The sequence below is a fragment of the Ideonella livida genome (genome assembly GCF_010499455.1).
Taxonomy (GTDB): Bacteria; Pseudomonadota; Gammaproteobacteria; order Burkholderiales; family Burkholderiaceae_C; genus Ideonella; species Ideonella livida.
This window is the reverse complement of sequence record NZ_JAAGOH010000034.1, coordinates 20,540-46,283: the sequence shown is the minus strand read 5'-3', so window position 1 is coordinate 46,283 and position 25,744 is coordinate 20,540. Positions and strand designations below refer to the sequence as shown.

Sequence of the window (25,744 nt, the reverse complement as noted above, 5' to 3'; positions counted from 1 at the left end):
ACCGGCACCTGGCGGCTGCCCGGGCCCGACCAGGCCGCCGCCCGCGCCGCCCATGTGCTGCCGGGCTGGTGCCTGGCCGCCGGCGGCGCCTTGCAGATGCTGGGCGAGCGGGCGGCGCTGGTGCTGCCGCCACCGGCACAGGCCGGGCAGCTGCACCTGCAGTTGGCGCTGGCACTGGAGCCGCCTGCCGGTCCGCGCCCGCGCCTGACCCTGCGGCTGGACGGGCAGGCCCTGCAACCGGAGGACCCACCGCTGACTGCCGCCGTGCTGCAGCTGGAGGCCGGTCCCGTCACCCGGGCCGGTGGCCCCGGCCGGGTCCTGAGTCTGCACCTGGCCTGGCCCCCGGGCGCTGCCGGCGCCGGTGTCCTCCTGCGGGACCTGCAGCTGAGCCTGCGGCCGGCCGCCGTGGCCGAAGACCGGTCAGCGCCCACCGCCAGCCTGTACCGCGTGCGCGAGTTCCAGCCCGATCCCGCCTGGTACGAGGCCCGTTATCCCCATGTGGTGCGCGGCCTGCAGGCCGGGCGTTGGGCCAGCCTGGCGGAATTCCAGCGCCTGGAAGGTGACCGGCGCCACTGCAGCCCCTCGGCCCTGTTCAGCGCCCCGTTCTATGCCGAGCGCGCCGGCTATGACGCCCGCGCCCCCGGCTGGAGCCTGGTGGAGGACTACCTGCGCCACGGCGCCCCACGCGGGCTGTCCCCGCATTGGCTGTTTGACGAGGCCTTTGTGCAGGCCCGCGACCTGCGTCTGGCCCAGGCCCAGGCCAGCGGCGGCCTCACGGGCGCTTACTTGTATTTCCTGCGCCTGGGCCAGCGCAGCGGGCTGCGGCCCCATCCCCTCTACTGCGCCAGCACCGTGGCCCAGGCGCCGGGGGCCCAAGCCGCCGCGCCCGGGCGCCTGTTCGACTGGCTGGTGACCGACGCCCATGAGCAGGGCGTGTGTCCCAGCGTCCTGTTCGACGAGGCCTTCTACCTGGCCCGCCTGCCGGCCGCCGTGCGGGCGCAGATCGGGCCGGGCCTGCGTTTCGGCTCGGCGCTGCAGCATTGCTGCGAGCGCGGCCTGGCCCAGGGCCGCTCGCCCCTGCCAGACCTGGACGTGGAGCACTACCTGCGCGAATGCGCCCGCCACGGTCGCCTGGCCGAGCTGGCGGGCCAGAGCGTGGTCGAGCACTTCCTGCGCGTGGGGGTGGCCGCCGGCCTGGACCCCAATCCCCGCTTCCAGGCCGCCCACTACCTGGCCCGGCACCCCACCGCGGCCGAGGAGATCCGGCGTCTGGGCCTGCTGGGCCCGCTGGAGCATTACCTGCTGCTGGGCCGCGACCGGGGCTGGAGCGCCGCGCCGCCGCTGGCCGAGCGGCCGGTGGACCTGGACCAGGCCCGCGGCCTCTACGAGCGCCGCACCCGGCTGGAGGCGGCCCGCCTGGACGCGGCCGCCCCCCTGCGCCTGGACCTGCCCGCCGCCCCCGACCTCTCGGTCATCGTGCCGGTGCTGGACCACCACGACTTCACCGCCGCGTTGCTGCTCCAGCTGGCTGCGCTGCAGCGGCAGGACCCGGACCTGCGTCTGGAGGTCATCGTGGTGGACAACGGCTCCACCGACCGCACCACCGACCTGGGCGAGCGGGTGCACGGACTCAAGCTGCTGCGGCTGCCCCAGGCCGTGGGCTATCCGGCGGCCTGCAACGCCGGCGCCCGGCAGGCCGCCGGCGCGCACCTGCTGTTTCTCAACAACGACATCGAACTGGTGCCAGGCACGCTGCAGGCCGCTGTGCGCGCCCTGGCCGACCCCACGGTGGGGGCCGTCGGCGGTCAGGTGCTGCAGCTGGACGGCCGGCTGCAGGAGGCCGGCGGCGTGGTCTTCCGCGACGGCTCCACCGCCGGCTGCGGCCGCGGGCAGGACCCGCTGACGCCGCGCTACCGGCGTGCGCGTGACGTGGACTACTGCTCCGGTTGTTGCCTGGCGGTGCGCCGCGGCGATTTCGAAGCCCTGGGCGGTTTTGACGAGGGCTATTCGCCGGGCTACTACGAAGACACCGACCTGTGCCTGAGGCTGTGGGCCCGGGGCCTGCGCGTGCGCTACGACCCCGCCCTGGCGGTGCACCACTACGAGCACGCCAGCTACGGCCGCGGCCGCGGCGGCGCTGCCGCCTGGACCCTGATCCAGGCCCGCCGGGAGCGCTTTGCGGCCCACCATGCTGAACGCCTGACCGCCCACCCGGAACGGGCACTGGACCGGCTGGATGCGCTGGCCTTCTGGCGCACAGGCCCGCCAGCCGATTTGCCCACCGATCCGGCACCCCGGGATCCCGACCCGCAGGACACTGCCCCATGACCCCCGACCTTCCGACAGCGGCGCAGCCGCCCTGGCCGCAGGTGGACGGAGCCGAGGTGCTGAGCTGCACCGGCGGCCGCTGGCCCGATGGCTGGACCACCGCCGAGCTGCGGCTGCGCGGGCGCGCCACCCGGGCCGCAGCCGGCCTGACGCTGCGCGCCTGGAATCCCGACTGGACCGCCGCCTACGCCGGCAACGAGGTCTGCCTGACCCTGGCCGAGGCCAGTGTCCGCACCGGCCCCCTGGCCATGGGCGAGAGCTTCAGCCTGTGGTTGCCGCGCCCCCTGGCCGCCGGCGAAACCTTCGAGCTGAGCCTGGGCAGCGCCGTGTGCCGGCCGCCCGACGCGCTGGAGGACCGCGAGCGCGCCCTGGTGCTCACCGCGCTGGCACTGCGGCCTGTCGAGGTGCCGCCGGCCTGACCGGGCGCCGGAGCCGGAGCCGGAGCCGGCCCAAGAAAAAGGGCGACCCTGGGGTAGCCCTGCGTCGATCCGGCCCCGGGGTGGGGCCGGGTGCCTGGTCGGGCCTTCAGAGCTCCAGCTTCAGCGGCCACAGGGCGTGGCAGTCCGATTCCGGGAACACGTTGACCTGGTGCAGCGCCTCCTTGAGGGTCTTGCGGCCTGCTTCCAGCGAGTACTCCACCTGGGTCAGGTGGCGGGCCGAGGCGCTCATGGCGTTCCAGGCGGCCTCGTCGCTGTAGAGCTTGACCAGCGCGTCCACCCATTCGGCGGGCTCGGTGCAGACGAAGGCGTCCAAGCCGTGGCGGGCGCCGGTGCCTTCGGCGGCGGTGGGGGTCATCACCGTCGGGATGCCGCGGGCGAAGGCGCCGATCACCTTGCCCTTGAGGCCGGCGCCGGTCAGCAGCGGGGCCACGAACACGCGGGCGGTGTCGTACACCTCCTCGGTGGTGCGCGCGAAGCCCTTGAGCACGATGTCCTCGTCCTCCAGCTTCTTGAGGCTGTCAGGCGCCTTGCTGCCGTAGATCAGGAAGGGCACGCCCGGCAGGCGGGCACGCAGCAGCGGCATCACGTCGCGGCAGAACCATTCCACGGCTTCCACGTTCGGGCTGTGGCCAAAGCCGCCCAGGAAGGCGATGCCCTCGCGCTGGGCGAAGGGCGGCACCTGGGTGGCGGTCTCCACCACCCAAGGGCAGTGGCCGGTGCGGGTGGAGGTCAGGTTGTGGCTGACGATCACCGCCTCCTCGACCTTGCTGTAGGTGATGGCCAGGTCCACTTCGCGCATCACGGCCAGCTCGGCGTCGCGGGTGGCTGTGGCGCGGTTCATGTGCGACATGTCCTTGCGCTGCAGCGCCTCGCGGATTTCGCGCAGGAAGTGCAGGTCGTGGATGTTCAGGATGATCGGCGTCTGCGGGCACTGCGCGCGGATGGTCTTGACCACCTGCTCGGCCACGCCGTAGCGGGCCACGTAGAACAGGTCGAATTCCTTGCCGCGGCGCTCCACCACCTCAGCCATGCTGAAGTAGAACGGCGCGTAAAGCACCTCCACGCCCATGCGCTGGAGGGCCTCGGTGTAGCCGCCCATGTAGGCCATGTTGGCCGGCACGAAAGTGACCTTGAAGCCCAGGGACTGCAGGATGCGGATTTCCTGGGTGGCCGAGTAGCTGCCAGCGTCCAGGTCGGGGGTCAGGGTCTGGGCATCGAAGACCAGCACGCGGTGGGTCACGCCGCGGTCCTGCATGACGTGGGGGGCGTCTTGGCCGAGCTTGCCGTTGTGGCGGTAGGCGTGCGTCCAGCGCTGCTTGAACTTCGGCTCGTTGATCGCCTGGAAGCGCTTGAGGCCGCTGCCCGAGGTGCTGGTGCCGTTGCTCACGCCCTCGTAGTGCACCACCTCGCAGAACGGGGTGTAGACCGTCTTGAAGCCCTTGGCACGCACGCGGAAGGCCAGGTCGGTGTCCTCGTAATAGGCCGGGGCGAAGTAGGTGTCAAAGCCCGCCAGCTCCTTCCACAGCGTCATGGGCAGCATGACGCAGGCCCCGGAGATGTAGTCCACCTGACGGGTGTAGTTGTAGCGCGGGTCGTCGGGGTTGCCGTTACGGCCGATGTTCCACGGCTGGCCGTTGGCCCAGATCAGGCCGCCGGCCTCCTGCAGCTTGCCGTCGGGGTAGATCAGCTTGGCGCCGGTCATGCCCACGCCCTCGAACCGGGTGAAGGGATCCAGCAGCTCGTCGAGCCAGCCGGCCATCACCTCGGTGTCGTTGTTGAGCATGACCACGTAGCGGCCGGTGGCCGCGGCGCCGCCGGCGTTGCTGGCGCCCACGAAACCCTTGGCCTCTTCATGGCGCACCACCTTCACGTTCGGGGCGATGGTGGGCAGGTCCAGCGTCTCGTCCTTGGAGCCGTCGTCCACCACGATGACCTCGTAGGTGGCCTGGCAGCGGGCCGCGGCGATGGAGGCCAGGCAGTTGTAGGTGGTGGCGAACTTGTTGTGCGCCGGGATGACGATGGACACGTCCGGGGTGGCGTGCGGCACGAAGTGCAGCGGGGTGAAGCGCTGGACTGGCGAGATGAAGCTGCGGATCACCTGCTCCTGGCCATGCGACAGCGACACCAGGTCGCGGCAGATGGCCCGCAGGTCGGCTTCGGAGCTGGCCTCGGCGGCTGCACTGGCCAGGTCGGCGATGCCACGGCGCAGCGACTCATAGCGGCGCGGCCCCAGTGGCGAGACGTAGCTGCGCAGGTAGCGGAAGCCGGCATAGCGCTGCAGGGCGTCGGCCGGCGTGAGGTGGCAGGGCAGCAGAATGGCGTTGGCCGCGAGTTCGATGCCGGGGTAATCCGGAGAGGTCAGCGACAGCTCGTGCACCCGGCCGTCCAGGTACTTGTCGGGCAGACCGATGTGGAAGCGGACGCCCTCGCCGCCTTCGCGCGGTTGGTCGGCATGGCCGCTGGAGGCCAGGTCGCCGTCGATCCACAGCTCCACAGCCATGCCACCGGTGGAGTTGCCCACCACTTGCACCCAGCCCTGCACGGCGGCACCCGAGGTGCCCTCGATGGCCCCTTGGAAGCGGGTGTGAGGCAGTTCAAGTGTGGCGCCCTTGAGCGGGGAGCCGCCGCGGGCCTCGACCACGGTCAGCACTCGGCCCTTGCCGTCGTACAGGTGCGGCGGCACGCGCAGCGCGAAGGCGGCACGGCCATTGTTCTTGCCCAGCTTGGCCAGGTCAGCACGGAAGACATCGGCGCGGCTGCGGGCCACGGCCACGCCGTCGCAGTGCAGCTCCACATCCAGGGGCTGCTCGGGGTACTCGGGGTCAAAGGCCCAGCCGCCGACCATGAAGCCGCGGAAGCCGTCGATGTGGCCTTCGACCGGCTTGCTGCGTTCGCCCTTGGGCAGCAGCAGGGCCTTGGCCGAACCTTCGATCGGCGCCCCGTCGGACAGGCGGCGCAGGGACAGGGTGTGCACCTTGCCATCCATCACGGCGGGCGACAGCGTGATCTCCCAGCCGGTGGCGGTGGCCATGCCGGTGGCCGGGTCCGGCCGGTCGGTCCGCAGCTGGGCCACCGGCGCACGGGCCACCGGCACGCCGTCGCTGAGCAGCTCCACCTCCAGGGTCTCGCCGGCAGCCACTGGGCCGGTGGCCCAGCCCACCAGCCGTCGGGTGTAGAGGTATTCGACACCGCCGGCCAGCGCGACGGGCGGGGTGTTTTCGGAAACTTGGCTGGCTGCGCCGGCGGCGGCCACGGTGGCGGAGGGATTCACCGTTTTCTGGGTTTCGGTTTCCACTTGGCTTGCACCCGCCAGACCGCCCTTGGGGCCGGTTTCCTGAGACATCATGAAAACTCCAAAAATAGATCCACGCACAGGGCTGGACAGCCCGGAAAAGGGGGTTTTGGCGTTGCCCCGCAGGGGCGGATTTCCCTGCGGGGCGCAGAGGCACCAAATCTTTTCAAGTGTATCAACGGCCCCCCGGGCCTCCCTGCCCTGAAATCGGGGGGGAGTCCCGGGGGGATGGCGGCGGTGGCGGGGGCGCTGCGGGGCGTGGATCAGCGGTTTCGCGCACCCTCCTGGTACTTGGTGTAGGTCAGGTCCAGCACCTTGAGCATGCGCGCCAACAGCGGCTTGGCTTCCTCCGGGCTCTTGGCAAAGAGCTCGACGCTGATGGTGGGGTCGCCATCGCTGTCCAGGTAGGCCTTGCCGACCTTGACCTCGCCCGAGGCGAAGGAAGCCCCCTCCAGGCGCCGCGCGCGGGCCGCGGCGCTCTTGTCGCTTTCCGCAAAGGCCATGGCCAGACGGAAGTAGGTCGGGTCCTTCTCGTCCACATACAGGATGTGGATGCGGCTGTTGCGCGTGAACTTCACATTGCCTGACGGGGTGATCTCGGGCTGGAAGCCCTCAGCGCGCACGAAGCCACTGTAGAGGTCCTGAAGCTGCTTCTTGCCATAGCTGCCAGTGCTGGCCTCCGCAGACGAGCCGCCACCCAGACCCGGGATGCTGGGCATGCTGGGCAGGCTGGAACAGGCGGCGAAGAGCGACACGAGCAGTGAGGCGGTGCCGGCACGGGCCAGGCGAAGGGCGGTGGACATGGTCAATCTCCTTGGGGAGGCGCCTGCAGGCGCGGGGTGGGGCAGGGATCCACGGGGCCGCCTGGCCAGGAAGTTCGAGGCGGCAGGGTCGGCAGGGGCGCGAAGGGCGCAGGATCGCCCCTCGCGCCCGGAAAAGCCGGTGCGATCGCAAGGGGCGGTGGAAGTGCAGGTGCAGACCTCAGGCGGTCCACCACCTGTCGGCTGGCGTCAGGTGGTGGAGGCCCAGGGCGGTGTTGGCGGCGCGCCGGCGGGGCGCGCTCAGGCCGGGTTCAACGGTTGTTGAACTTTTCCTGGTACTTCGAGTAGGTGAGGTCCAGGACCTTCAGCAGGCGGTTGAAGATGCCCTTGGCGTCACCCGGGACGATGGTGAAGATCTCGACGCTGAACACCGGGTCGCCTTCGTTGTCCAGGTAGGCCTTGCCGACCTTGACCTCGCCGGAGGCGAAGGAGGCGGCCTCCAGGCGGCGGCTGCGGGTGGCCTGGCTCTTGTCGTCCTCGGCGAAGGCGATGACCAGGCGGAAGTAGGTCGGGTCCTTCTCGTCCACGTAGATGACGTGGGTGCGGCCCTCGCGCTTGAATTTGACGTTGCCCGCCGGGGTGATCTCAGGGCGGAAGCCTTCGGCGGTGACGAAGGAGCTGTAGAGGTCCTGCAGCTGCTGCTTGCTGTAGGTCTGGGCCGAGGCGGCGGCAGCGCACAGGCTCAGGACCACGGCGGCGGCGCCGGTGCGGAGGATGCGAAGGGTGTTCATGGGGTGAAGCCTCTGGGGGTGGTGGGTGGGGAATGGGGGGCGGGACCGCTCTGGGGCGCGGCGTCATTTCATCCGGGCCCGGGCGATGTCGACGTAGCGGCCGTTGGGGTAGGCCTGGAGGTACTCCTCGTAGGCCTGGCGGGTGTTGCGGGCGCTGATGCTTTCCCAGAACTCGAACTCGGCCTGGGGGTTCTGGGGCCGCGGTGCCGCCGGCGCGGCGGCCGGCGTGCTGGCCGTGCCGCCCAGCCGCTGCAGCTCGGTGCGCACCAGGCCGGCGTAGCGGCCCTGGGGGAAACGGCTCAGGAAACTCTCCAGGCCGGCGCGGCTGGGGTTGCGCATGGCGGCATCCCAGGCCTCGAATTCGCGCTGTGCCTCGCTCTGGGTGACGTCACCGACCGGCGGCCGTGCCGCCGGGGGGGTGGTCGGGGCCTGCACCGCGGGCTGGACGGGTTGCACCGGCGTCTGCACCGGGGTGGTGTAGCCCCCCGGGGTCGGGGCGGGGACCGGGCTCGGCGTGGGCGGGACCAGCGGGGCAACGGGGGCCGGGGCGGCGCCGGTGCTGGGGGGATAGAAGTAGAACTCGCTGGAGGAGGACTCGTCGATCACCGCCGGGCGCTGCTGGTGGTTGATGGACAGCGCGGCCTGCTCCACCCCGAACTTGACCCGCCGCGCCATCTCGGAGGCCGACAGCCCCGGGGTGCGCATGTGGCGCACCAGCTCGCGGGTGAACAGGCCGTTTTGCACCGGATCCTTGTCGGAGAGCCGGTCCAGCGCCTGCTGGCCCTTGGAGGCGGCCATGATGACCAGGGTGCCGCTGGGCGGCTCCACCCGGCCCAGGGCCGAGCCCGGGGCGATGGAGCGGCCGGCCGAGGACTGGCGGAAGGGGTCGTCCCGGCAGGCGTCGATGATCATGAGGACAAAACGCGCCCGCTTGTTCAGGTCGTCCATCACCTGGTCCAGCGAGATGGCGTCGCGCTGGATGGAGCGTTCGCTGGTGGGCTGGATGTCCACCGGCAGCAGCATCGGCCCGGAGGACGGCGGTTGGGAGCCGTGGCCCGAGAAGAAAAAGACCACCTCGTCGCCCTTGCGGATGCGGCCGAGGAAGCCATCCAGGGCCGCGAAGGTGGACGCCCGGGTGCCGTCCATGACCTTGGTCACCGAGAAGCCGGCCGACTCCAGCTCGCGCGCCATGGTCTGGGCGTCGTTGCGTGCGTTGCGCAGGGCGGGCTGGATGTTCTGGTAGTTGTAATTGCCCAGCACCAGGGCCAGGCGGGCGGCCTCGGCCATGGGGGTGAGGGCGGTGGCCAGGGCCAGGCCCAGCAGGGGGCGGACCAGGGCGTGGCGCAGTGGTGAAAGAAGGGTCCTCGGGCGCATGGTGGGAGTCCTCAGGAGAGCATTCGCACAACTTTACGGGGCTGGCGGGCGGCTGGACAGGGCCGCCGCCCCCCGGTGGTCCCGAATTCAGGCTTGTGGGGGGCTTGCATGGGTTAACGCAGGGCGCCGCGGCCAAACGGCTCATGGGCGCGGCGATTTTTGGCGGTGCGCCCGCTCAGCCTGCCTCCACGTAGCGTTGCAGCACGTAGTGGCCCGGGGCGGGCCCCAGGCCGGCAGCCGGCGTGCGGGCGGTCACCGGGCCGCGGCTGTGTGTCACCAGCCAGTCGTGCCAGGCCTGCCACCACGAGCCCTCCCGGCGCTCGGCCTGCTGGCCCCAGGCCTCCGGTGGCACCCAGGCGGCGCCGGCAGGGCGCAGGCGCAGGGCGTAGTGCCGGCCCCGATGGCCCGGTTCGCTGACGATGCCGGCGTTGTGTCCGCCGTTGGCCAGCACGAAGGTCAGGTCGGTATCGGTCAGCCGGTGCAGCTTGTAGACCGACTTCCAAGGCGAGACATGGTCCTTCTCGGTGCCCACCACAAACAGGGGCTGGCGCAGGTCGCCCAGCGACACCGGCCGCCCCTCCACCGGAAAGCGCCCCTCGGCCAGCTCGTTGCGCAGGTAGCAGCGGCGCAGGTACTCGCTGTGCATCAGCGCCGGCATGCGGGTGGTGTCGGCGTTCCAGGCCATCAGGTCGTTGGGCTGGTCGGCCTCGCCCATCCAGAAGCGCCGCAGCTGCTGCGACCAGACCAGGTCGCGCGAGTGCAGGTAGGCGAAGCTGCCGGCCATCTGCGCGCCGCTGAGGTAGCCGCGCTCGGCCATCATGTCCTCCAGCAGCGCCACCTGGCCTTCGTCGATGAGCACGCCCAGCTCGCCGGGCTCGGTGAAGTCGGTCTCGGCGGCCAGCAGGCTCAGGCTGGCCAGCGGCGGCAGCGTCTGGGCGCCCTGCACCTGGCCCGGGCGCGCCAGGGCGGCCGCGCCGATGGACAGCAGGGTGCCGCCCAGGCAGTAGCCGCAGGCATGCACCGCCTCGCCCGGTACCGCGCGGCCGATGGCGGCCAGGGCGTCGAAGATGCCGGCCTCCAGGTAGTCGGCCAGCGTGAGCCGGGCATCGCCCTCGTCCGGGTTGCGCCAGCTCAGGATGAAGACGGTATGGCCCTGGCCCACCAGCCAGCGCACCAGCGAGTTCTCGGGCGAGAGGTCCAGGATGTAGTACTTCATGATCCAGGACGGCACCAGGAAGACCGGTTCGGCCTGCACCTGTGGCGTCACCGGGTCGTACTGGATCAGCTCGGCCAGGGCGTTGCGGTGCACCACCCGGCCCGGGGTGACCGCCAGGTCCACGCCGGGCTGGTACGGCCGGGTGGGCGGCTGCAGCGGTGACAGGCCGTGCCGGCGCCGCCAGTCGTCGCCCAGGTGGGCGGCCCCGTCGCGCAGGTTGCCGCCCTGGCGCTCCAGCGTGCGGCGCAGCACCTCGGGATTGGCCAGGCCCCAGTTGGCCGGCGAGAGCATGTCCAGCCATTGGCGGGCGAAGAAGCCCGCCATCTCCTGGTGGTGCGGGCTCATGCCGCGCAGCTGGGTGGCCTCGGCCCACCAGGTCTCGGCCGCCTGGGCGGCCTGCACCGCGCCCTGCCAGGGCCAGCGGGCCCACAGTGGATCGGCAAAGCGGGGGTCGGCCGGGGTGGCGGGGTCCGCCGGGTCCTGGGCCGCCGGAGCCAGGGACTGGCCCAGCAGCCTCAGCCCCTGGCCCCAGGCGGCCAGGCCCAGACGCCGGGCCTGGGCGGGCTGGGTGGCCAGGTGCAGGGCCCAGTCGGTCCAGGCCAGGGTCAGGGCCACCGGCGACAGGCCGCCGGTGAGCTTGGCCATGGCGGCGTGCCAGCGGCTGTCCAGGCGGGTGGCGGCCTCGCGGGCCCGGAGTTCGGGGTCGGTGCAGTGGCTGGCCGGCGCGTCAGGCAGCAGGGCGGCCAGGGTGGGGTCGGTGGGCAGGGTCATGCGGGTGGGGCGGCGGCGGGTGGCGGGCGAAGCGGGGTCGCGGCGCGCCCCTGGGGGCTCCATGCGCCCAAGCCGCAGGGATACCACAGCCCCTCCGTCGCCGCGATGACCGCGGCCTGGGACCTTGACCTGCATCAGGACCGCTCCGCCCCCCGGCTTCATTACAGTCGGGGCCGGTGGCCTGCGCCGGCGCGCCGGCCCCTCAGACGGAGTCACCCATGAGCGAGCGCCCCCTTCCCGACGACCTCTACACCGAGCCCCGGGATTTTTCCGTGGACACCCTGGCCTGTCTGGGGCCGCTGCGCGCCCTGGCCGGCGTGTGGAGCGGCACCCGCGGGCTGGATGTGAAGCCCAAGGCCGACGGCCCGCGCAAGCAGGCCTTTGTCGAGCGCCTCGAGCTGCAGCCCATCGACCCGGTGACCAACGGGCCGCAGTTGCTGTATGGGCTGCGTTACCACACGCACATCACCAAGCCCGGGCAGGTCAAGACCTACCACGAGCAGGTGGGCTACTGGCTGTGGGAGCCGGCCACCGGCGCGGTCATCCACACCCTGACCATTCCCCGGGGGGAGGTGGCCATGGCCGGCGGCACCGCCGCGGCCGATGCCCGCAGCTTTGCGCTGCAGGCCACCCAGGGCCTGGACACCTTCGGCATCTGCTCGGCGCCGTTCCTGGACCAGGCCTTCAAGACCACCGCCTTCCACATCCGGGTGACGGTACACGACGATGACTCCTGGACCTACGAGGAGGACACCGTGCTGCAGATCCGCGGCCAGGCCGAGCCCTTCCACCATACCGACCGCAACACGCTGCATCGGCTGGCGGAGCCCACGCCCAACCCGCTGGCCCGGCCGGCCTGAGCACCCGGTATGCACCGGGCGGGGTGGGCGTCGGTGCGGTCAGCGCTTGATGTTCTTGAGCGCGTCGGCGATCTGCTGCAGCTGGCGCATCGGGATCATCAGCTTGACCACGTCGGCCGGCTTGCCGTCCTGGTCAAGCTCATGGAACTGGACGCGGACCACGTCGTTGTGGATGGCGATGGTGCGGATGCCGTCGACCATGAAGGTGGGGGCGTTGTTCTGGGCCATGTTCAATCGTGCCGGTGAGGAATTGAGGAAACCCAAATTTTGAGGGCCCGCGGCGGCCCTGCGGCGGGAATTTCTTTGTCAAGGCCCCAGCCTGAGGCTGACGTCGTGCCGGCGCGCGGTGGTGGGCGGGGCGGCCCGGCGATAATCCCGACCCCGTTTTGCCTGCGGCGCAGGCGGCAGTGCCCATCTGCCCGGCCGGATTGGCCCGCCGCCTTCCCCACCCCCATCCGCCATGTCCGCTGAACTTGCCCAGCAGGTGCGCCAGCGCCGCACCTTCGCCATCATCTCCCACCCTGACGCGGGCAAGACCACGCTGACCGAGAAGCTGCTGCTGTTCTCCGGGGCCATCCAGATCGCCGGCTCGGTCAAGGCCCGCAAGGCCAGCCGCCACGCCACCTCCGACTGGATGGAGATCGAGAAGCAGCGCGGCATCTCGGTGGCCTCCTCCGTCATGCAGATGGAGTACCGCGGCTGCACCATCAACCTGCTGGACACCCCGGGCCACCAGGACTTCTCCGAAGACACCTACCGCGTGCTCACCGCCGTGGACGCCGCGCTGATGGTCATCGACGCGGCCAACGGCGTGGAGCCGCAGACCCGTCGCCTGCTGCAGGTCTGCCGCGCCCGCAACACCCCCATCCTCACCTTCGTCAACAAGATGGACCGCGAGGTGAAAGACCCGTTGGCCCTGATGGACGAGATCGAGGCCGAGCTGGGCATGACCGTGGTGCCCTTCACCTGGCCGGTGGGCATGGCCAAGTTCTTTGGCGGTGTGCTGGACCTGCGCAAGGACCAGATGCGCGTCTTCACCCCAGGCGAAGACCGCGTGGCCGGCACCGAGGAAATCGTCGACGGCATCGCCAACCCCGTGCTGACCGAGCGCTTTGGCGACGTGTACGAGCAGGCCGCCGGCGAGATCGAGCTGGTGCGCGAGGCCGCCCCCGCTTTTGACGAGGCCGAGTTCCTGGCCGGACGCCAGACGCCGATGTTCTTCGGCTCGGCGGTCAACAACTTTGGCGTGCAGGAAGTGCTGGACGCCCTGGTCGACCTGGCCCCGCCGCCGGGTGAGCGCGCCGCGCTGCAGCGCGTGGTGCAGCCCGAAGAGACCAAGTTCACTGGCGTGGTCTTCAAGATCCAGGCCAACATGGACCCGGCGCACCGCGACCGCATCGCCTTCCTGCGCGTGGCCTCGGGCAAGTTCCAGCGCGGCATGAACCTGAAGGTGGTGCGCTCGGGCAAGACCCTGCGCCCCAACACCGTGGTGACCTTCATGAGCCAGAAGCGCGAGCTGCTGGACGAGGCCTATGCCGGCGACATCATCGGCATTCCCAACCACGGCGTGCTGCAACTGGGCGACACCCTCACCGAAGGCGAGGCCCTGCAGTACACCGGCCTGCCTTTCTTCGCGCCCGAGCTGTTCCGCTCGGTGGAAGTGGCCGATCCGCTCAAGACCAAGCAACTGCGCGCCGGCCTGACCCAGCTGGGCGAGGAGGGTGCGATCCAGGTCTTCCGCCCGATGGCCGGCAGCGTGCTGCTGCTGGGTGCCGTGGGCCAGCTGCAGTTTGAAGTGGTGGCCCATCGCCTGGAGCACGAGTACGGCGTCAAGGCCCGCATCCTGGCCGCGCGCTTCAACGTGGCCCGCTGGGTGACTTGCGACGAGGCCGACGGCGGCGAGAAGGAGCTCAAGCGCTTCATCGACCACAACAGCCACCGCATGGCCCTGGACGCGGTGGACGCCCCCACCCTGCTGCTGGAATACGCCGGCGAGCTGCGCGCCATCCAGGACAACTGGCCCAAGATCAAGTTCCACGCCCTGCGCGAACACGCCGGCCTGGTGTTCCACAAGCAGATGGACGCCTGAGGACGGCTGGTCGGCGAGCCGGGCAGGGCCGTACCGGCTCGCCCCGGTGGCTCAGGACGGCGCTGTGACGGCCGCCACCTCGCCCCGGGCCAGGGCGCGGCGCAGCCATGGGGCAAATGCCCAGGGGGCTTCGGCCGCCGCGGCGCGGTCCAGCGCCTCACCCAGCGGGGTGCCGTCGGCGCAGGCCGCCAGAAAGGCAGCGTCCCCGGCGCTGGCCGGCGAGGCCTGTGCCCGCCAGCCGCGGCGGTACAGCCACAGCCACACCCGGGGCCGCCCGTCTGCCGGCGGGTCCTGCGGCACGGCCTGCGCGTGGTCCCCGCCGTGCGGGGCCGACCCGGTGGCCTCAGCCGCCCGGGCAGACCATGAAGACCACGCGGCCCACGCAGCCCCCGCCACCTGCAGCACCGTGCTGCCCGGTGCCAGGTGCAACTGGCAGCGCGGCGCCTCGGCCGTGCCCAGCAGACCCAGGCCGGGCGGCAGGTCAGGTGAGGTGGGGGCGTCGGCCGCGCGGCGGGTGTGGTGCAGGGCCACTTCCAGCCGGGCCAGGTCGGACAGCCAGGGCCGGTCGGCCAGGGGTGGGGCCTGGGCCACCAGGGCGGGCAGCTGCTGGGCGAGCGCTTGCCAGGCCTCGGCGTCGGCGGCCTGGGGTGGCGCCTGTCGCCACAGCTGGCGCGCCAGCACGGCGGTGGCCTCGGGCCCCACGGCGTCGCTCAGGGCGGGGCAGGCGTCGGCCAGCACCCGCTCGGCCAGCAGCGCGCCATGGGCCCAGTGGGACTGCAGCGCCCGGGTTTGCCGGGCGATGGGGCCGCAGAGCGCGGGGTGCAATTCGGACGCCGGGGCCTGGTGGAACAGCACCTGCAGCAGCAGGCGCTGGCGCCAGGCCTCGGCAGCGTCGTCCAGGGGCGCCTGCGGCGGCGGGGCCGGGCGGGCGCTGGGGGGCGGCGACGGTGTGGTGGCCTGCGTCTCCGCGGCCTCTTCTGCTGCTTGTGCCGCTTGTGCCGCTTGTGCCGCTTGTGCCGCTTGTGCCGCCGCCACCTCGCCTGCCCATCTTGCCGCCGTGTCCGCCTCTTCCAGCAGCACGGCCAAGGGGGGCAGGTGGGTGTCCCATTCCACCAGGGTGGGCACCCGGGCGCCTACATGGCGCAGTGTGGCGGCGTATACCGCCCACACCGACGCGGGCACGCGGCTGCCGTGGTCGTCAATCACCAGGGCGCCGGTGTCCTGGTGGCCGGCCAGGTGGATTTCGCCCACGCTGGCCGGGTCCAGCGCGTGTACCGTGTCCAGGGCGTGGGCCACGGGGTCGGCGGCGCCGACGTTGAGGGCGTTGACCACCAAGTTGTTCACATCCAGCAGCAGCTGGCAGCCGCTGCGACGGGCCAGCTCGCGCAGGAATTCGGCTTCGTCCATCTCGGCCTGGGCCCAGCGCAGCGGGGCGGCCAGGTTCTCCACCAGCAGCGGGCGGCGCAGCCGCTCTTGCACCTGCTGCACCTGCCGCACCATGCGCGCCAGGGCGGCGCGGGTGAAGGCCACGGGCAGCAGGTCCAGGGCGTGCACCACCGGGCCCTGGGGGTGCAGGCGGGCGCGGGCAAAGCTGGCGTGGTCGCTCACCCGCACCGGCTCGATGCGCTGCACCAGCCGGGCCAGGCGCTCCAGATGGTCCGGGTCCAGTCCTTCTGTGGAGCCCAGGCCCAGGCCCACGCCATGCAGGCTCACCGGCCAGTGGGCGCGGCCGGCCTCCAGCACCGCCAGGGCGGCGCCGCCGTCGGCCAGAAAGTTCTCGGTGTGCACCTCCACAAAGCCCAGCGCCGGCTGCTGGTCCAGCAGGGCCTGGTAATGCGGTTGGCGCCAGCCGATGCCGGTGTGGGGGCGGTACATCTCAGCGGCTGCCGGGGGCGGTGCTGACGGCGGGGGCTTGGGTTTTGCCGCCGCGCGCCTGGCACTGGCCCTTGGGCACGAACACCCATTCGGTGGGGGCGTTGTCGACCTGGGCCTGGCCGGCGCAGGTGTGGCCGCCGGCGGCGCTGGCGCAGTCGTTCTTGCCAGCCTTGGCGATGCCGTAGCACTTTTCCTTGTCGCCGGCGGCCGAGGCGGCGGGGGTGACGCCCAGGGCCAGCACCGAGGCCAGGGCGGAAGACAGCACGAGACGATGATCCATGGTCAGAGATTCCTGTGGAGGGTGGGGGGGGGGGAGGGCTCAGAGCAGCAGTTCGGCGATGTCGTCCCACAGCGTGGCGGGAATGCGACCCATGAGGCGCGCACGTTCTCGGCCGTCGCGGTCCAGCAGCACGGTGGTGGGGGCGCGCTCGGGCAGGGGGCCGAAGCTGTCGCGGTGGCCGGGGTCATGGCGCCAGACGAAGCGCAGCTGCGGGTCGGGCGCGTGGGCGCCCTGCACCGCGCGCAGGTAAGCCTGCAGGGACTCCGGGTGGCGGTCCTGGTTGATGGCCAGCACCAGGAAGTCGCGGCCGCGCCAGCCGGCCAGGTTGCGGCGCAGCTCGGCCATCTTGTCCAGGCAGACCGGGCAGTCCGTGCTCCAGAAGAACAGCAGCAGCACCTTGCCGTGCAGCCGGCTCAGGTCGAGCGCCTCGGTCTGCACCGCAAAGCCGCGCAGCTGGGGGGTGGCCGCGCCGGCCGTGGCATGCGGCGCCGCCTGTGGGGCCGCGCAGGCGCTCAGGGCCAGGGCGGCCAGTCCGGCGCGCAGGGCGGGCCGGCAGGACGGGAAGAAGGGCTGTGGCATGGGGTGTGGTCCCGTGGAGGGTCCGGCGGAGGGCCGGGTCTGGGACTGTGTCGGGCACCCCTGCCCATTTCTTACACCGCGGTGGATCGGTCGCGGCTTGGCCGTGTTTCAGCGGCCGCCGGTGGCGGGCGCGGCCGCCAGGGTGACGTCACCGGCGGTGGGGGCACCGGTGGCCGGGCCTGCGCCGGTGGGGGGCGTGGCGTGGCTGGCGCTGGCCTGCAGGCCCAGCGGGGTGAAGGCGCAGCTGGCCAGTCCCGACAGGACCAGGGGAACCACGATGAGCGAGCGGACGATGCGCATGGCAAAACCTCGAGCAGAGGACGGGTGTCGTGCGGGACGACGGGGCGGACTCCGGGGCCTGACTGCTGCCCCACACGGTGCCGGTGAAACCGGTCATGAGGGGGTTGTCGGAGTGCACCAACGCGCACTTGAGGGTGCGATGCGTGTGTCCCTGTCGCGCGCTGGACTTTTTCCGCAGGGCCGAATCAGACGGGTGGCACGTCGTCCAGCAGCTCCACCCGCTCCAGCACCCGCAGGATCTCCCGGCCGTAGGCCTCCAGCTTCTTGCTGCCCACGCCGCTGATGCCGGCCAGGTCGGCCAGGGTGCCCGGGTTGTCGGCCGCCATCTGGGTGAGGGTGGCGTCGTTGAACACGATGTAGGCGGGCAGGTTGTGCTCGCGCGCCACCTCGGCCCGCCAGGCCTTGAGGGCGGCAAAGCGCGCCTGTCCGGCGCCGTCCAGCGCGGCGGCGGCGCGTGGCACCTTGGGGTTGGCGCCGGCCGAGCTGCCGCTGCGCGAGCGGCTGCGGCTGCGCGGCGTGGGCTCGCGCGGTTCGCGCAGCTCGATGGTGAGCTCGCCGCGCAACACGGCCCGGGCGCTCTCGCCCAGGGCCAGGGTGTTGTACTCGCCCTCGCTGCGCACATGGCCCAGGGCGATGAGCTGGCGGATGACGCCGCGCCACTGGTCCTCGGCCAGGTCGGCGCCGATGCCCCAGGTGGACAGCGCCTCATGGCCGCGCTGGCGGGTCTTGTCGGTGGACTTGCCGCGCAGCACGTCGATCAGGTGCCCGGCGCCAAAGCCGAAGCCCGAATGCTGGTGGCAGCGGTAGATGCAGGACAGCGCCTTGCGTGCCGCCTCGGTGGCGTCCCAGCGGGCGGGGGGCTGCAGGCAGTTGTCGCAGTTGCCGCAGCGGTAGCCTGTCGGCGTGTCCTCGCCAAAGTAAGCCAGCAGACGCAGGCGCCGGCAGTCCAGGCTCTCGCACAGGGCCAGCAGGGCGTCGAGCTTGCCGCGCTGCAGGCGCTTGAATTCGTCCTCGGCCGTGCTCTCGTCGATCATGCGGCGCTGGTTGACCACATCGGCCAGGCCGTAAGTCATCCAGGCGTCGGCGGGCTCGCCGTCGCGGCCGGCGCGGCCGGTCTCCTGGTAATAGCCTTCAATGTTCTTGGGCAGGTCCAGGTGGGCCACAAAGCGCACGTCCGGCTTGTCGATGCCCATGCCGAAGGCGACGGTGGCCACCATCACCAGCCCTTCCTCGCGCAGGAAACGGTCCTGGTGGCGGCGGCGCACCTCGGCGTCCAGGCCGGCGTGGTAGGGCAGGGCGTTCAGGCCCTCGCCGCGCAGCCAGTCGGCGGTCTCCTCCACCTTCTTGCGGCTCTGGCAGTAGACGATGCCGGCCTCGCCCTCGTGCTCGTCACGGATGAAGCGCAGCAGCTGCGCCCGCGCGTTGTCCTTCTCGACGATGGCGTAGCGGATGTTGGGCCGGTCGAAGCTGCTGATGAAGGTGCGCGCCGATTCCAGTGCCAGCCGGTGGATGATGTCGGCGCGGGTGTGCGCATCGGCTGTGGCGGTAAGTGCCACGCGCGGCACGCCGGGGTAGCGCTCGGGCAGCACGCCCAGCTGCAGGTATTCCTCGCGGAAGTCGTGTCCCCACTGGCTGACGCAGTGCGCCTCGTCGATGGCGAACAGGCTGAGTTTGCCGCGCTCGTGCAGGCTGTCGAGCATGGCCAGGAAGCGCGGGTGCACGATGCGCTCGGGCGCGGCGTACAGCAGCACCAGGCGGCCGGAGAGCAGGTCGCGCTCCACCTGCTGCACGCCGGCCAGGTCCAGCGAGCTGTTGAGGTAGGCGGCGGGCACGCCGGCCTCATCCAGTGCGCCCACCTGGTCGTGCATCAGCGCGATCAGCGGGCTCACCACCACCGTCACGCCCAGGCCGGCGCGGTGCCGGGCGATGGCGGGCACCTGGTAGCACAGGCTCTTGCCGCCGCCGGTGGGCATGAGCACCAGGGCGTCATCGCCTTGGCTCACCTGCTCGATGACGGGCTGCTGCTGGCCACGGAAGGCGCTGTAGCCGAAGACCTCATGCAGCAGGTCCAGCAGGGCGGCGGGGGCGAGGGGGGAGGCGGAGGAATCGGACACGGTCCGGCATGGTAGCGGCTGGCACCCGCCCGGGACCTTGGGGGAGGGGCGTCCGGCCGGCGACAGCGCGGCCCCTGGCGGTGTTGTGGCCGGCCGACCGCGCTGCTAGCCTGCAGGCGCGGTGCGCCTACCGGGTGCACCGGGTCGGTCGCGGTTCCTTCACCCCGCCGCAGCAGCCGTCCACCGTCAGCGCCGCCCCTGCGGCCGCTCCTGCCGCCCACCCCGCAGCTTTCGCGCCGTCACACGATGACCCCACCTGTCCGCTCCCTTGTCGCCCGTGCCCCGCGGCGCCGTCTCCTGGCCGCCTGGGTCGCCAGCCTGGCCCTGAGCCTGGCCGTTCCGGCCGGTGCCCAGCCCGCACCGCCCGCCGTCACCCCGCCCGGCCTGCCGGCCGGGGTGGCGCCGGTGCCCGCCGGCCTGCCGCCACCGCCCGTGGCGCCGGTGCGCGACGTGCCCGAGACCTTCCACGGCACTACCGTGCACGACCCCTACCGGGCCCTGGAGGACAAGGCCCAGCCCGAGGTGCAGGCCTGGATGCGCGCCCAGGGCGAGCACACCCGCCAGGTGCTGGCCCGCCTGCCCGGCCGCCAGCGCCTGCTCGACCGCTTGGTGGCGCTGGACGAGGCGGTGCCGGTGCGCGTGGCCGCGGTGCTGCGCCAGCCTGGCGGTCGGCTGTTCTACGAGCGTCGCGACCCGGGCGACAACCAGTTCAAGCTCCACCTGCGCCAACCCGGCAGCGACCGCCTGCTGGTTGACCCGGCAGCGCTGGAGCGGCGCACCGGCAAGCCCCACGCCATCAACTACTACGACGCCGCGCCCGGCGGCGACCTGCTGGTCTACGGCTTGTCGCAGCAGGGCTCCGAAGAGGCGGTGCTGCACCGGCTCGACACCCGGACCGGCCGCCCGGTGGGTGCCCCCATCGACCGCGCCAACTGGGCCGGCCCCAGCTTCTCGGCCGACGGCCGCCACCTGGCCTTCACCCGCCTGCAGGCCCTGCGGCCCGGCGCCCCCGAGGTGGAGAAGTACCGCAATGCCAGCGTCTGGCTGATGCCTGCCCGCGGCGGCCTGGCCCAGGCGCGCCGCGTGCTGGGCGCTGGCATGCCAGGCGTGCAACTGGCACCGGATGAGACACCCTCGGTGTCCTTCACCCACGACGGGCGCTGGGCCCTGGGCCTGGTGCAGAACGGTGTGCAGCGCGAATTCCGCCTCTACCTCAGCTCCGCGGCCGAGGTGCTGCGAGGCCAGCCGCGCTGGCGGCCGGTGGTGGACACCGCCGACCAGATCACGGGGCTGAGCTACCACGGCGACACCCTCTACCTGCTCTCGCACCGCGGCGCGCCGCGCTTCCAGGTGCTGGGCCTGGACCTGCGCCAGCCCGACATGGCCCGCGCCCAGGTGCTGGTGCCCCAGGGCGAGGGGGTGATCGCGGGACTGGCCGCCGCCGCCGACGCGCTATACCTGGAAGTGCGCAGCGGCAATGCCAAGCGCCTGCTCAAGCGGCCCCTGGGCCTGCAGGCCGGCCCGGCGCTGCAGGAGGTGCCGCTACCGGTGACCGGCTCCTTCGCCCTCGCCGACGGGGAAGGCGGCCCCGGTGCCGCCCACCCCGACCTGCCCGGCCTGGTGCTGGACCTGCAGGGCTGGACCCGCGCCCGACAGATCTACGAGGTGCAGGCCGACGGCCAGGTCCGCAACACCGGCCTGCAGCCGGCCGGCCCGCACGACACGCCCGAGGGCATCGAGGCCACCGAGGTGCTGGTCACCAGCCACGACGGCACCCGGGTGCCCATGAGCGTCATCCACCGCAAGGGCCTGGTGCTCGACGGCCGCCATCCCACCCTGCTCTACGGCTACGCCAGCTATGGCATGACCGAGGAGCCCTTCTTCAGCCTCTCGCGCCTGGCCTGGCTGGAGGCCGGCGGGGTGATGGCGGTCATCAACCCGCGCGGCAGCGGCGTCTTCGGGCAGGACTGGCACATGGGCGGCTTCCAGGCCACCAAGCCCAACACCTGGAAGGACACCATTGCCTGCGCCCAGTGGCTCATCGACCAGGGCTACACCCGGCCGCAGCGCCTGGGCCTGTGGGGCGCCAGCGCCGGCGGCATCCTGGTGGGCCGCAGCATCACCGAGCGGCCCGACCTGTTCGCCGTGGCCGTGCCCCAGGTGGGCGCCCTGGACATGATCCGCTCGGAGCTGATGGCCACCGGTCCGGCCAACATCCCCGAGTTTGGCACCCGCACCAACGAGCCGGGCTTTCGCGCCCTGCTGGCCATGAGCACCTACCACCAGATCCGCGACGCCACCGCCTACCCGGCCGTCATGCTGGTGCACGGGGTGCACGATCCCCGCGTGGAGGTGTGGGAAAGCAGCAAGGTGGCCGCCCGGCTGCAGGCCGCCAGCACCAGCGGCCGGCCCGTGCTGCTGCGCCTGGACTGGGATGCCGGCCACGGCATCGGCAGCACCAAGCGCCAGCAGCTCGAGGAGCGTGCCGACGTCTTCGCCTTCATGCTCTGGCAGATGGGGCACCCCGACTTCCAGCCGCGCTGACGCGTCGAGTCAAGTCCTGCGCTCAGCCGGCCCCCGGCCCACGCCTTTCAGTAGGCTGCGCTGCGGCCGCCGCGCAGCACGCAGCGCCCTGCCTCGCAGCGTGCGCCGGGATCGGGCAGCACCTGGCAGATGCCCATGCGCCCGCTGCGTTCGTGTTCCGATTGCTCTGCCCGCGCCAGCGCCTGCGCCAGCGGGGCCAGTTCGGCGGCCAGGCCCGGGCGCTCCGCATACGCCAGCCAGGCCGAGGGGCCGCCACAGGGCCGCGCCCCCAGGCCCAAGGTGCGGCAAGCGCTGTCGTCCTGGCAACGGGCCTCGCCCACCAGCGCCTGCAGGGCCTGGCGCAGCCCGCCTGCCTCGGTCGTTGGGGCGATCACCGTGGTCGTGGCGGTGGCGCCGGCGGTGGGGGGCAGCGCCGGCGCCGCCCCCGCGCAACCCGCCAGCCCCAGGCTGACGGCCAGGGCCCAGACGAGTGCGGGCCCGCGCAGGTCCCGGCGCCGAGGCCGGACAGGGGCGGGAACGAAGGGTTGAGGCCGCAGGGTGTCCATCGCGCCATGCTGCCAGGGGCCGGCCCGCCCCACAAGCCGCCCCGCTGGCCGCCCGGCGCGACCGCCGGTCCCCCGTCGGAGGGGGCGCCAGGCGGCGGCCATCGGGCACAATTCCGGCCCTCAACCTCATGGTCGGCGGACCGTTTCCGTGTTGCGCCGCCGACGTTCTTCCAGCGCAGGAGCGCCCATGGCCAGCATCAACAAAGTCATCCTCATCGGCAACCTGGGGCGCGACCCCGAGACCCGCTACACCCCCAGCGGCTCGGCGGTGTGCAACCTGCGCCTGGCCACCACCCGCAACTGGAAGAGCCGTGACAGCGGCGAGCGCGTGGAGGAAACCGAGTGGCACTCCGTCGTGCTCTATGACCGCCTGGCCGAAGTGGCCGGCGAGTACCTGCGCAAGGGCCGCCCGGTCTACATCGAGGGCCGCCTGAAGACCCGCAAGTGGCAGGACAAGGACGGCAACGACCGCTACACCACCGAAATCGTGGCCGAGCAGATGCAACTGCTGGGCGGCCGTGACGGCGGCGGCGCTGGCGGTGGTGGCGGCGGCTACGAAGACGACATGGGTGGTGGTGAGCCCGCACCCGCCCCGGCCCCCCGCGCCGCGCGCCCGGCCCCCATGGCCCGCCCGGCGCCGGCCCCCGCCCCGCGCCCCGCCCCCAAGTCGAGCACCAGCTTCGACGACATGGATGACGACATTCCGTTCTAGGATCTACCTGTCCGTAGACGGTAAAGAAAGAGCCCTAAGTGCTTGTCACTTGGGGCTTTTTTCTTGTTGACGTTGTTCTTGGCACTCTTTGCCATCTTCCCGCCACCAACGACCTTTCTTTGGATGTCAATCGCAGGTCGCTTGCCGCGAGGTTGGACGACCCATGGCCCCATCGTTCAACCCATTCTTTCCGGGGCGCGGTCGGTGAGCTGGTTGGCCAGAAAGGCGAGCGTGCTTGTCACACAGCCTTTGGTTGTCGGGAGCGGACGTCGGGAACGTTTGCACACTTCTAGCCGGTTACCTATCCTCTTGATTTGGCTCCACATGATTGTGTGCCCAGGTTCTCTTCCCAGAATTCCTAGGGTGCCTTCCAGAAAGGCACCTGGGGGCCGAGGAAGGGACAACAAGAACGAGAAGGTTCAGGGAGAACGCCGTGGACAAGTACGAGCTGAGTGAACGGGACATCTGTACCAAGTTCATCACGCCCGCGATACAGGCCGCTGGTTGGCAGCAGACACAGTTTCGTGAGGAAGTGCGCCTCACGGACGGCCGTGTCATGGTGCGCGGCAAGTTGGCTTCCCGGGTTCGTAATCCTGAAGCCAAGGGGGGGCCCAAGCGCGCTGACTACGTTCTCTACGCCCGCCCGAATGTTCCGCTGGCCGTGGTTGAAGCCAAGCAAGCCAAGTTTCCGGTGGGTCATGGCATGCAGCAAGCGCTGGCATATGCCGAGATGCTGGATGCGCCTTTTGCCATCAGCAGCAACGGCACGGCATTCCTGCTACACGACCGCACCGGGCTGACCTCGCCGACCGAGCGTGAAGTTTCCCTGGATGCCTTCCCGACACACGCCGAACTCTGGGCGCTGTTCCAGCAATGGAAGGGGCTGAGCACGCCTGCCGCCGTGGCGCTGGTGGAACAGCCGTTCTACACGGATGGCAGCGGCCGGGAACCGCGCTACTACCAGCGTGTGGCCATCAACCGCGCCATGGAGGCCATCGCCAAGGGGCAGCAGCGCGTGTTGCTGGTCATGGCCACCGGCACGGGCAAGACTTACACCGCCTTCCAGATCATCTGGCGCCTTTGGAAAGCCAAGGCCAAGAAGCGCATCTTGTTCTTGGCAGATCGCAACATCCTGGTCGATCAGACGATGCAGCAGGACTTCGCCCCGTTCGGCGAGGTGATGCACAAAGTCAGCAACCGCGAGGTCAAGAAGAACTACGAGATCTACCTGGCGCTGTACCAAGCCGTCACCGGGCGCGAGGATTGGAAGCAGATCTACCGGCAATTCCCGGCGGACTTTTTCGATCTGGTGGTGATCGACGAATGTCATCGCGGCAGCGCCGCCGATGATTCAGCTTGGCGCGATGTGCTGGACTACTTCAGCGCCGCCACGCACCTGGGTCTGACGGCCACACCCAAAGAAACCAAAGAGGTGAGCAACCTCACTTACTTTGGCGACCCGGTTTACACCTACTCGCTGAAGCAGGGCATTGAGGATGGTTTCCTTGCGCCCTACAAGGTGATCCGCATCGCCACGGACGTGGATGCCGTGGGCTACATGCCGGAGAAGGGCAAGGTGGACAAGCTTGGTCAGGCCGTCGAACAGCGGCTCTACACCACCAAGGATTTCGACCGCCATCTGGTGCTGGAGAAACGCACCCGCTTGGTGGCACGTAAGGTGTGGGAGTACCTCAAAGTCACCGATCCGATGGCCAAGACCATCGTGTTTTGCGACGACCAAGACCATGCCGAGCGCATGCGCCAAGAACTGGTCAAGATCATTCCTGCCGCTGCCAGTAACCGCCGTTACGTGATGCGCATCACCGGCGATGACCACGAGGGCAAGGCGCAGTTGTCGTACTTCATTGACAACGACGAGGCCTATCCCGTGATTGCGACCACCTCCAAGCTGCTGACCACCGGAGTGGACGCCAAGACCTGCAAGCTGATCGTGCTGGACCAAAACATCAACTCGATGACCGAGTTCAAGCAGATCATCGGGCGCTGCACGCGCCTGCGCGAGGATTACCAGAAGCTGTACTTCACCATCATGGACTTCAAGGGCGCAACCCGCCTGTTTGCCGACCCAGACTTCGACGGCGAGCCGGTGGTGATTTATGAGCCCCAAGAAGACGAACCCGTGGTGCCACCCGATGTGCCACCGGGCACAGGTGAGCCGGACCCTCCGTACCCTGGCCCCACCCAGCCAGGTACGACAGGTCAACCGCCCGACATCACCACCGTCGGTGCCGGGGGCGAAGGCCGCACCAAGTACGTCATTGACGACGTGAACGTGCGCGTCGCTGTCGAGCGCTCGCAGTACCTGGATGCAGATGGCAAGCTCATCACCGAGGACTACCGCGTTCTGCTCAAGGACGACATCAAGCAGGCCTTGCAGGCCGAGTTCGGCAGCCTGACCGACTTCTTGCGCCGGTGGAACAGCGCTGAACGCAAGCAAGCGGTGTTGGACGAGCTGGCAGACCACGGCGTGCCGCTGGAGGTGCTGCAGCAAGCGGTGCCCAACGGTGCCGAGCTGGATGTGTTCGATCTGGTGGCCCATGTGGCCTTCGACCAGAAACCGCTGACCCGGCGCGAGCGCGCCAACAACGTCAAAAAACGCAACGTGTTCGGCCAGTACGGTGACCAGGCCCGTGCGGTGCTGGAGGCCTTGCTCGACAAGTTTGCCGACCACGGCGTGCAAAACATGGAAGACGCCAAGGTGCTGGAACTGCCGCCCTTCGACCAGTTCGGCAGCAAGACACAGATTCGGCGCGGCATCTTCGGCGGCGTTGAACAGTTCACCCAGGCCGTGCGGGCATTGGAACAAGCGCTCTACGACGAAGAGAACAACAAGAAGCAGGCCTGACCCACTG

At 70.8% G+C, this 25,744-nt stretch carries 19 protein-coding genes; 7 read left to right on the top strand and 12 right to left on the bottom strand.

Annotated elements, in window-relative coordinates; translation table 11 throughout:
* Both G3A44_RS19570 and G3A44_RS19565 read left to right on the top strand, forming a co-directional pair.
* The coding region (locus G3A44_RS19570) for a glycosyltransferase family 2 protein (protein ID WP_163459439.1) at window positions 1–2,328 on the top strand (2,328 nt) is incomplete at its 5' end.
* On the top strand, window positions 2,325–2,747 hold the full coding sequence (locus tag G3A44_RS19565) for a hypothetical protein (RefSeq protein ID WP_163459438.1): 423 nt from the start codon (window positions 2,325–2,327) through the stop codon (window positions 2,745–2,747). The genes G3A44_RS19570 and G3A44_RS19565, both read left to right, overlap by 4 nt.
* Before the next feature lie 106 nt (window positions 2,748–2,853).
* Here G3A44_RS19565 and G3A44_RS19560 read toward each other — a convergent pair whose 3' ends face one another.
* From G3A44_RS19560 to G3A44_RS19540, 5 genes are all read right to left on the bottom strand, one after another.
* On the bottom strand, window positions 2,854–6,039 hold the full coding sequence (locus G3A44_RS19560; RefSeq protein WP_163459437.1) for a glycosyltransferase: 3,186 nt from the start codon (window positions 6,037–6,039) through the stop codon (window positions 2,854–2,856).
* Window positions 6,040–6,323: 284 nt separating this feature from the next.
* Window positions 6,324–6,863 (bottom strand): hypothetical protein, encoded by a 540-nt coding sequence (locus G3A44_RS19555; protein ID WP_163459436.1) that lies wholly within the window; start codon window positions 6,861–6,863, stop codon window positions 6,324–6,326.
* Between the two features lie 269 nt (window positions 6,864–7,132).
* Entirely contained in the window at window positions 7,133–7,612 is a 480-nt protein-coding gene (locus tag G3A44_RS19550) for a hypothetical protein (protein ID WP_163459435.1), read from the bottom strand.
* A gap of 63 nt (window positions 7,613–7,675) precedes the next feature.
* Window positions 7,676–8,986: a caspase family protein gene (locus G3A44_RS19545; RefSeq protein WP_163459434.1), complete on the bottom strand. Its 1,311-nt coding sequence runs from the start codon at window positions 8,984–8,986 to the stop codon at window positions 7,676–7,678.
* A 175-nt stretch (window positions 8,987–9,161) separates the two neighbouring features.
* Window positions 9,162–10,973: a PHA/PHB synthase family protein gene (locus G3A44_RS19540; protein ID WP_163459433.1), complete on the bottom strand. Its 1,812-nt coding sequence runs from the start codon at window positions 10,971–10,973 to the stop codon at window positions 9,162–9,164.
* Between the two features lie 218 nt (window positions 10,974–11,191).
* On the opposite strand from G3A44_RS19540, the gene G3A44_RS19535 reads away from it, so the two are divergent.
* Window positions 11,192–11,833 carry an FABP family protein gene (locus tag G3A44_RS19535; RefSeq protein WP_163459432.1) on the top strand — a complete coding sequence of 214 codons (642 nt, stop codon included), beginning with the start codon at window positions 11,192–11,194 and terminating at the stop codon, window positions 11,831–11,833.
* A gap of 39 nt (window positions 11,834–11,872) precedes the next feature.
* On the opposite strand, the gene G3A44_RS19530 is transcribed toward G3A44_RS19535, so the two are convergent.
* Window positions 11,873–12,061 carry a hypothetical protein gene (locus G3A44_RS19530; RefSeq protein ID WP_163459431.1) on the bottom strand — a complete coding sequence of 63 codons (189 nt, stop codon included), beginning with the start codon at window positions 12,059–12,061 and terminating at the stop codon, window positions 11,873–11,875.
* A 232-nt stretch (window positions 12,062–12,293) separates the two neighbouring features.
* Between G3A44_RS19530 and G3A44_RS19525 the strand changes: the two genes are divergently transcribed.
* Window positions 12,294–13,922 carry a peptide chain release factor 3 gene (locus G3A44_RS19525; protein WP_163459430.1) on the top strand — a complete coding sequence of 543 codons (1,629 nt, stop codon included), beginning with the start codon at window positions 12,294–12,296 and terminating at the stop codon, window positions 13,920–13,922.
* Between the two features lie 51 nt (window positions 13,923–13,973).
* On the opposite strand, the gene G3A44_RS24185 is transcribed toward G3A44_RS19525, so the two are convergent.
* The 5 genes from G3A44_RS24185 to recQ form a co-directional block, all read right to left on the bottom strand.
* A complete protein-coding gene (locus tag G3A44_RS24185) occupies window positions 13,974–15,797 on the bottom strand; it encodes a multinuclear nonheme iron-dependent oxidase (protein WP_310734418.1) in 1,824 nt (607 codons plus the stop codon).
* Between the two features lies 1 nt (window position 15,798).
* Window positions 15,799–16,077, bottom strand: coding sequence for a BufA1 family periplasmic bufferin-type metallophore (locus tag G3A44_RS19515; RefSeq protein WP_163459429.1), 279 nt, complete (start codon window positions 16,075–16,077; stop codon window positions 15,799–15,801).
* Between the two features lie 39 nt (window positions 16,078–16,116).
* Window positions 16,117–16,656 carry a TlpA family protein disulfide reductase gene (locus G3A44_RS19510; protein WP_163459428.1) on the bottom strand — a complete coding sequence of 180 codons (540 nt, stop codon included), beginning with the start codon at window positions 16,654–16,656 and terminating at the stop codon, window positions 16,117–16,119.
* 108 nt (window positions 16,657–16,764) lie between these two features.
* Entirely contained in the window at window positions 16,765–16,956 is a 192-nt protein-coding gene (locus G3A44_RS19505; RefSeq protein WP_163459427.1) for a hypothetical protein, read from the bottom strand.
* Window positions 16,957–17,141: 185 nt separating this feature from the next.
* Entirely contained in the window at window positions 17,142–19,070 is a 1,929-nt protein-coding gene (recQ, locus tag G3A44_RS19500) for a DNA helicase RecQ (protein WP_163459426.1), read from the bottom strand.
* A gap of 246 nt (window positions 19,071–19,316) precedes the next feature.
* On the opposite strand from recQ, the gene G3A44_RS19495 reads away from it, so the two are divergent.
* The gene (locus G3A44_RS19495; RefSeq protein ID WP_163459425.1) at window positions 19,317–21,614 is read left to right on the top strand and encodes a prolyl oligopeptidase family serine peptidase; all 2,298 of its coding nucleotides are present in this window, start codon (window positions 19,317–19,319) and stop codon (window positions 21,612–21,614) included.
* Window positions 21,615–21,661: 47 nt separating this feature from the next.
* Here G3A44_RS19495 and G3A44_RS19490 read toward each other — a convergent pair whose 3' ends face one another.
* Window positions 21,662–22,159, bottom strand: a complete 498-nt coding sequence (locus G3A44_RS19490; protein ID WP_163459424.1) for a hypothetical protein — start codon at window positions 22,157–22,159, stop codon at window positions 21,662–21,664.
* Window positions 22,160–22,346: 187 nt separating this feature from the next.
* Between G3A44_RS19490 and ssb the strand changes: the two genes are divergently transcribed.
* Together ssb and hsdR are read left to right on the top strand one after the other, a co-directional pair.
* The gene (ssb, locus tag G3A44_RS19485) at window positions 22,347–22,871 is read left to right on the top strand and encodes a single-stranded DNA-binding protein (protein ID WP_163459423.1); all 525 of its coding nucleotides are present in this window, start codon (window positions 22,347–22,349) and stop codon (window positions 22,869–22,871) included.
* A gap of 433 nt (window positions 22,872–23,304) precedes the next feature.
* Complete coding sequence (gene hsdR / locus G3A44_RS19480; protein WP_163459422.1) at window positions 23,305–25,737, top strand: EcoAI/FtnUII family type I restriction enzme subunit R; 2,433 nt, start codon at window positions 23,305–23,307, stop codon at window positions 25,735–25,737.
* Window positions 25,738–25,744: the final 7 nt, after the last annotated feature.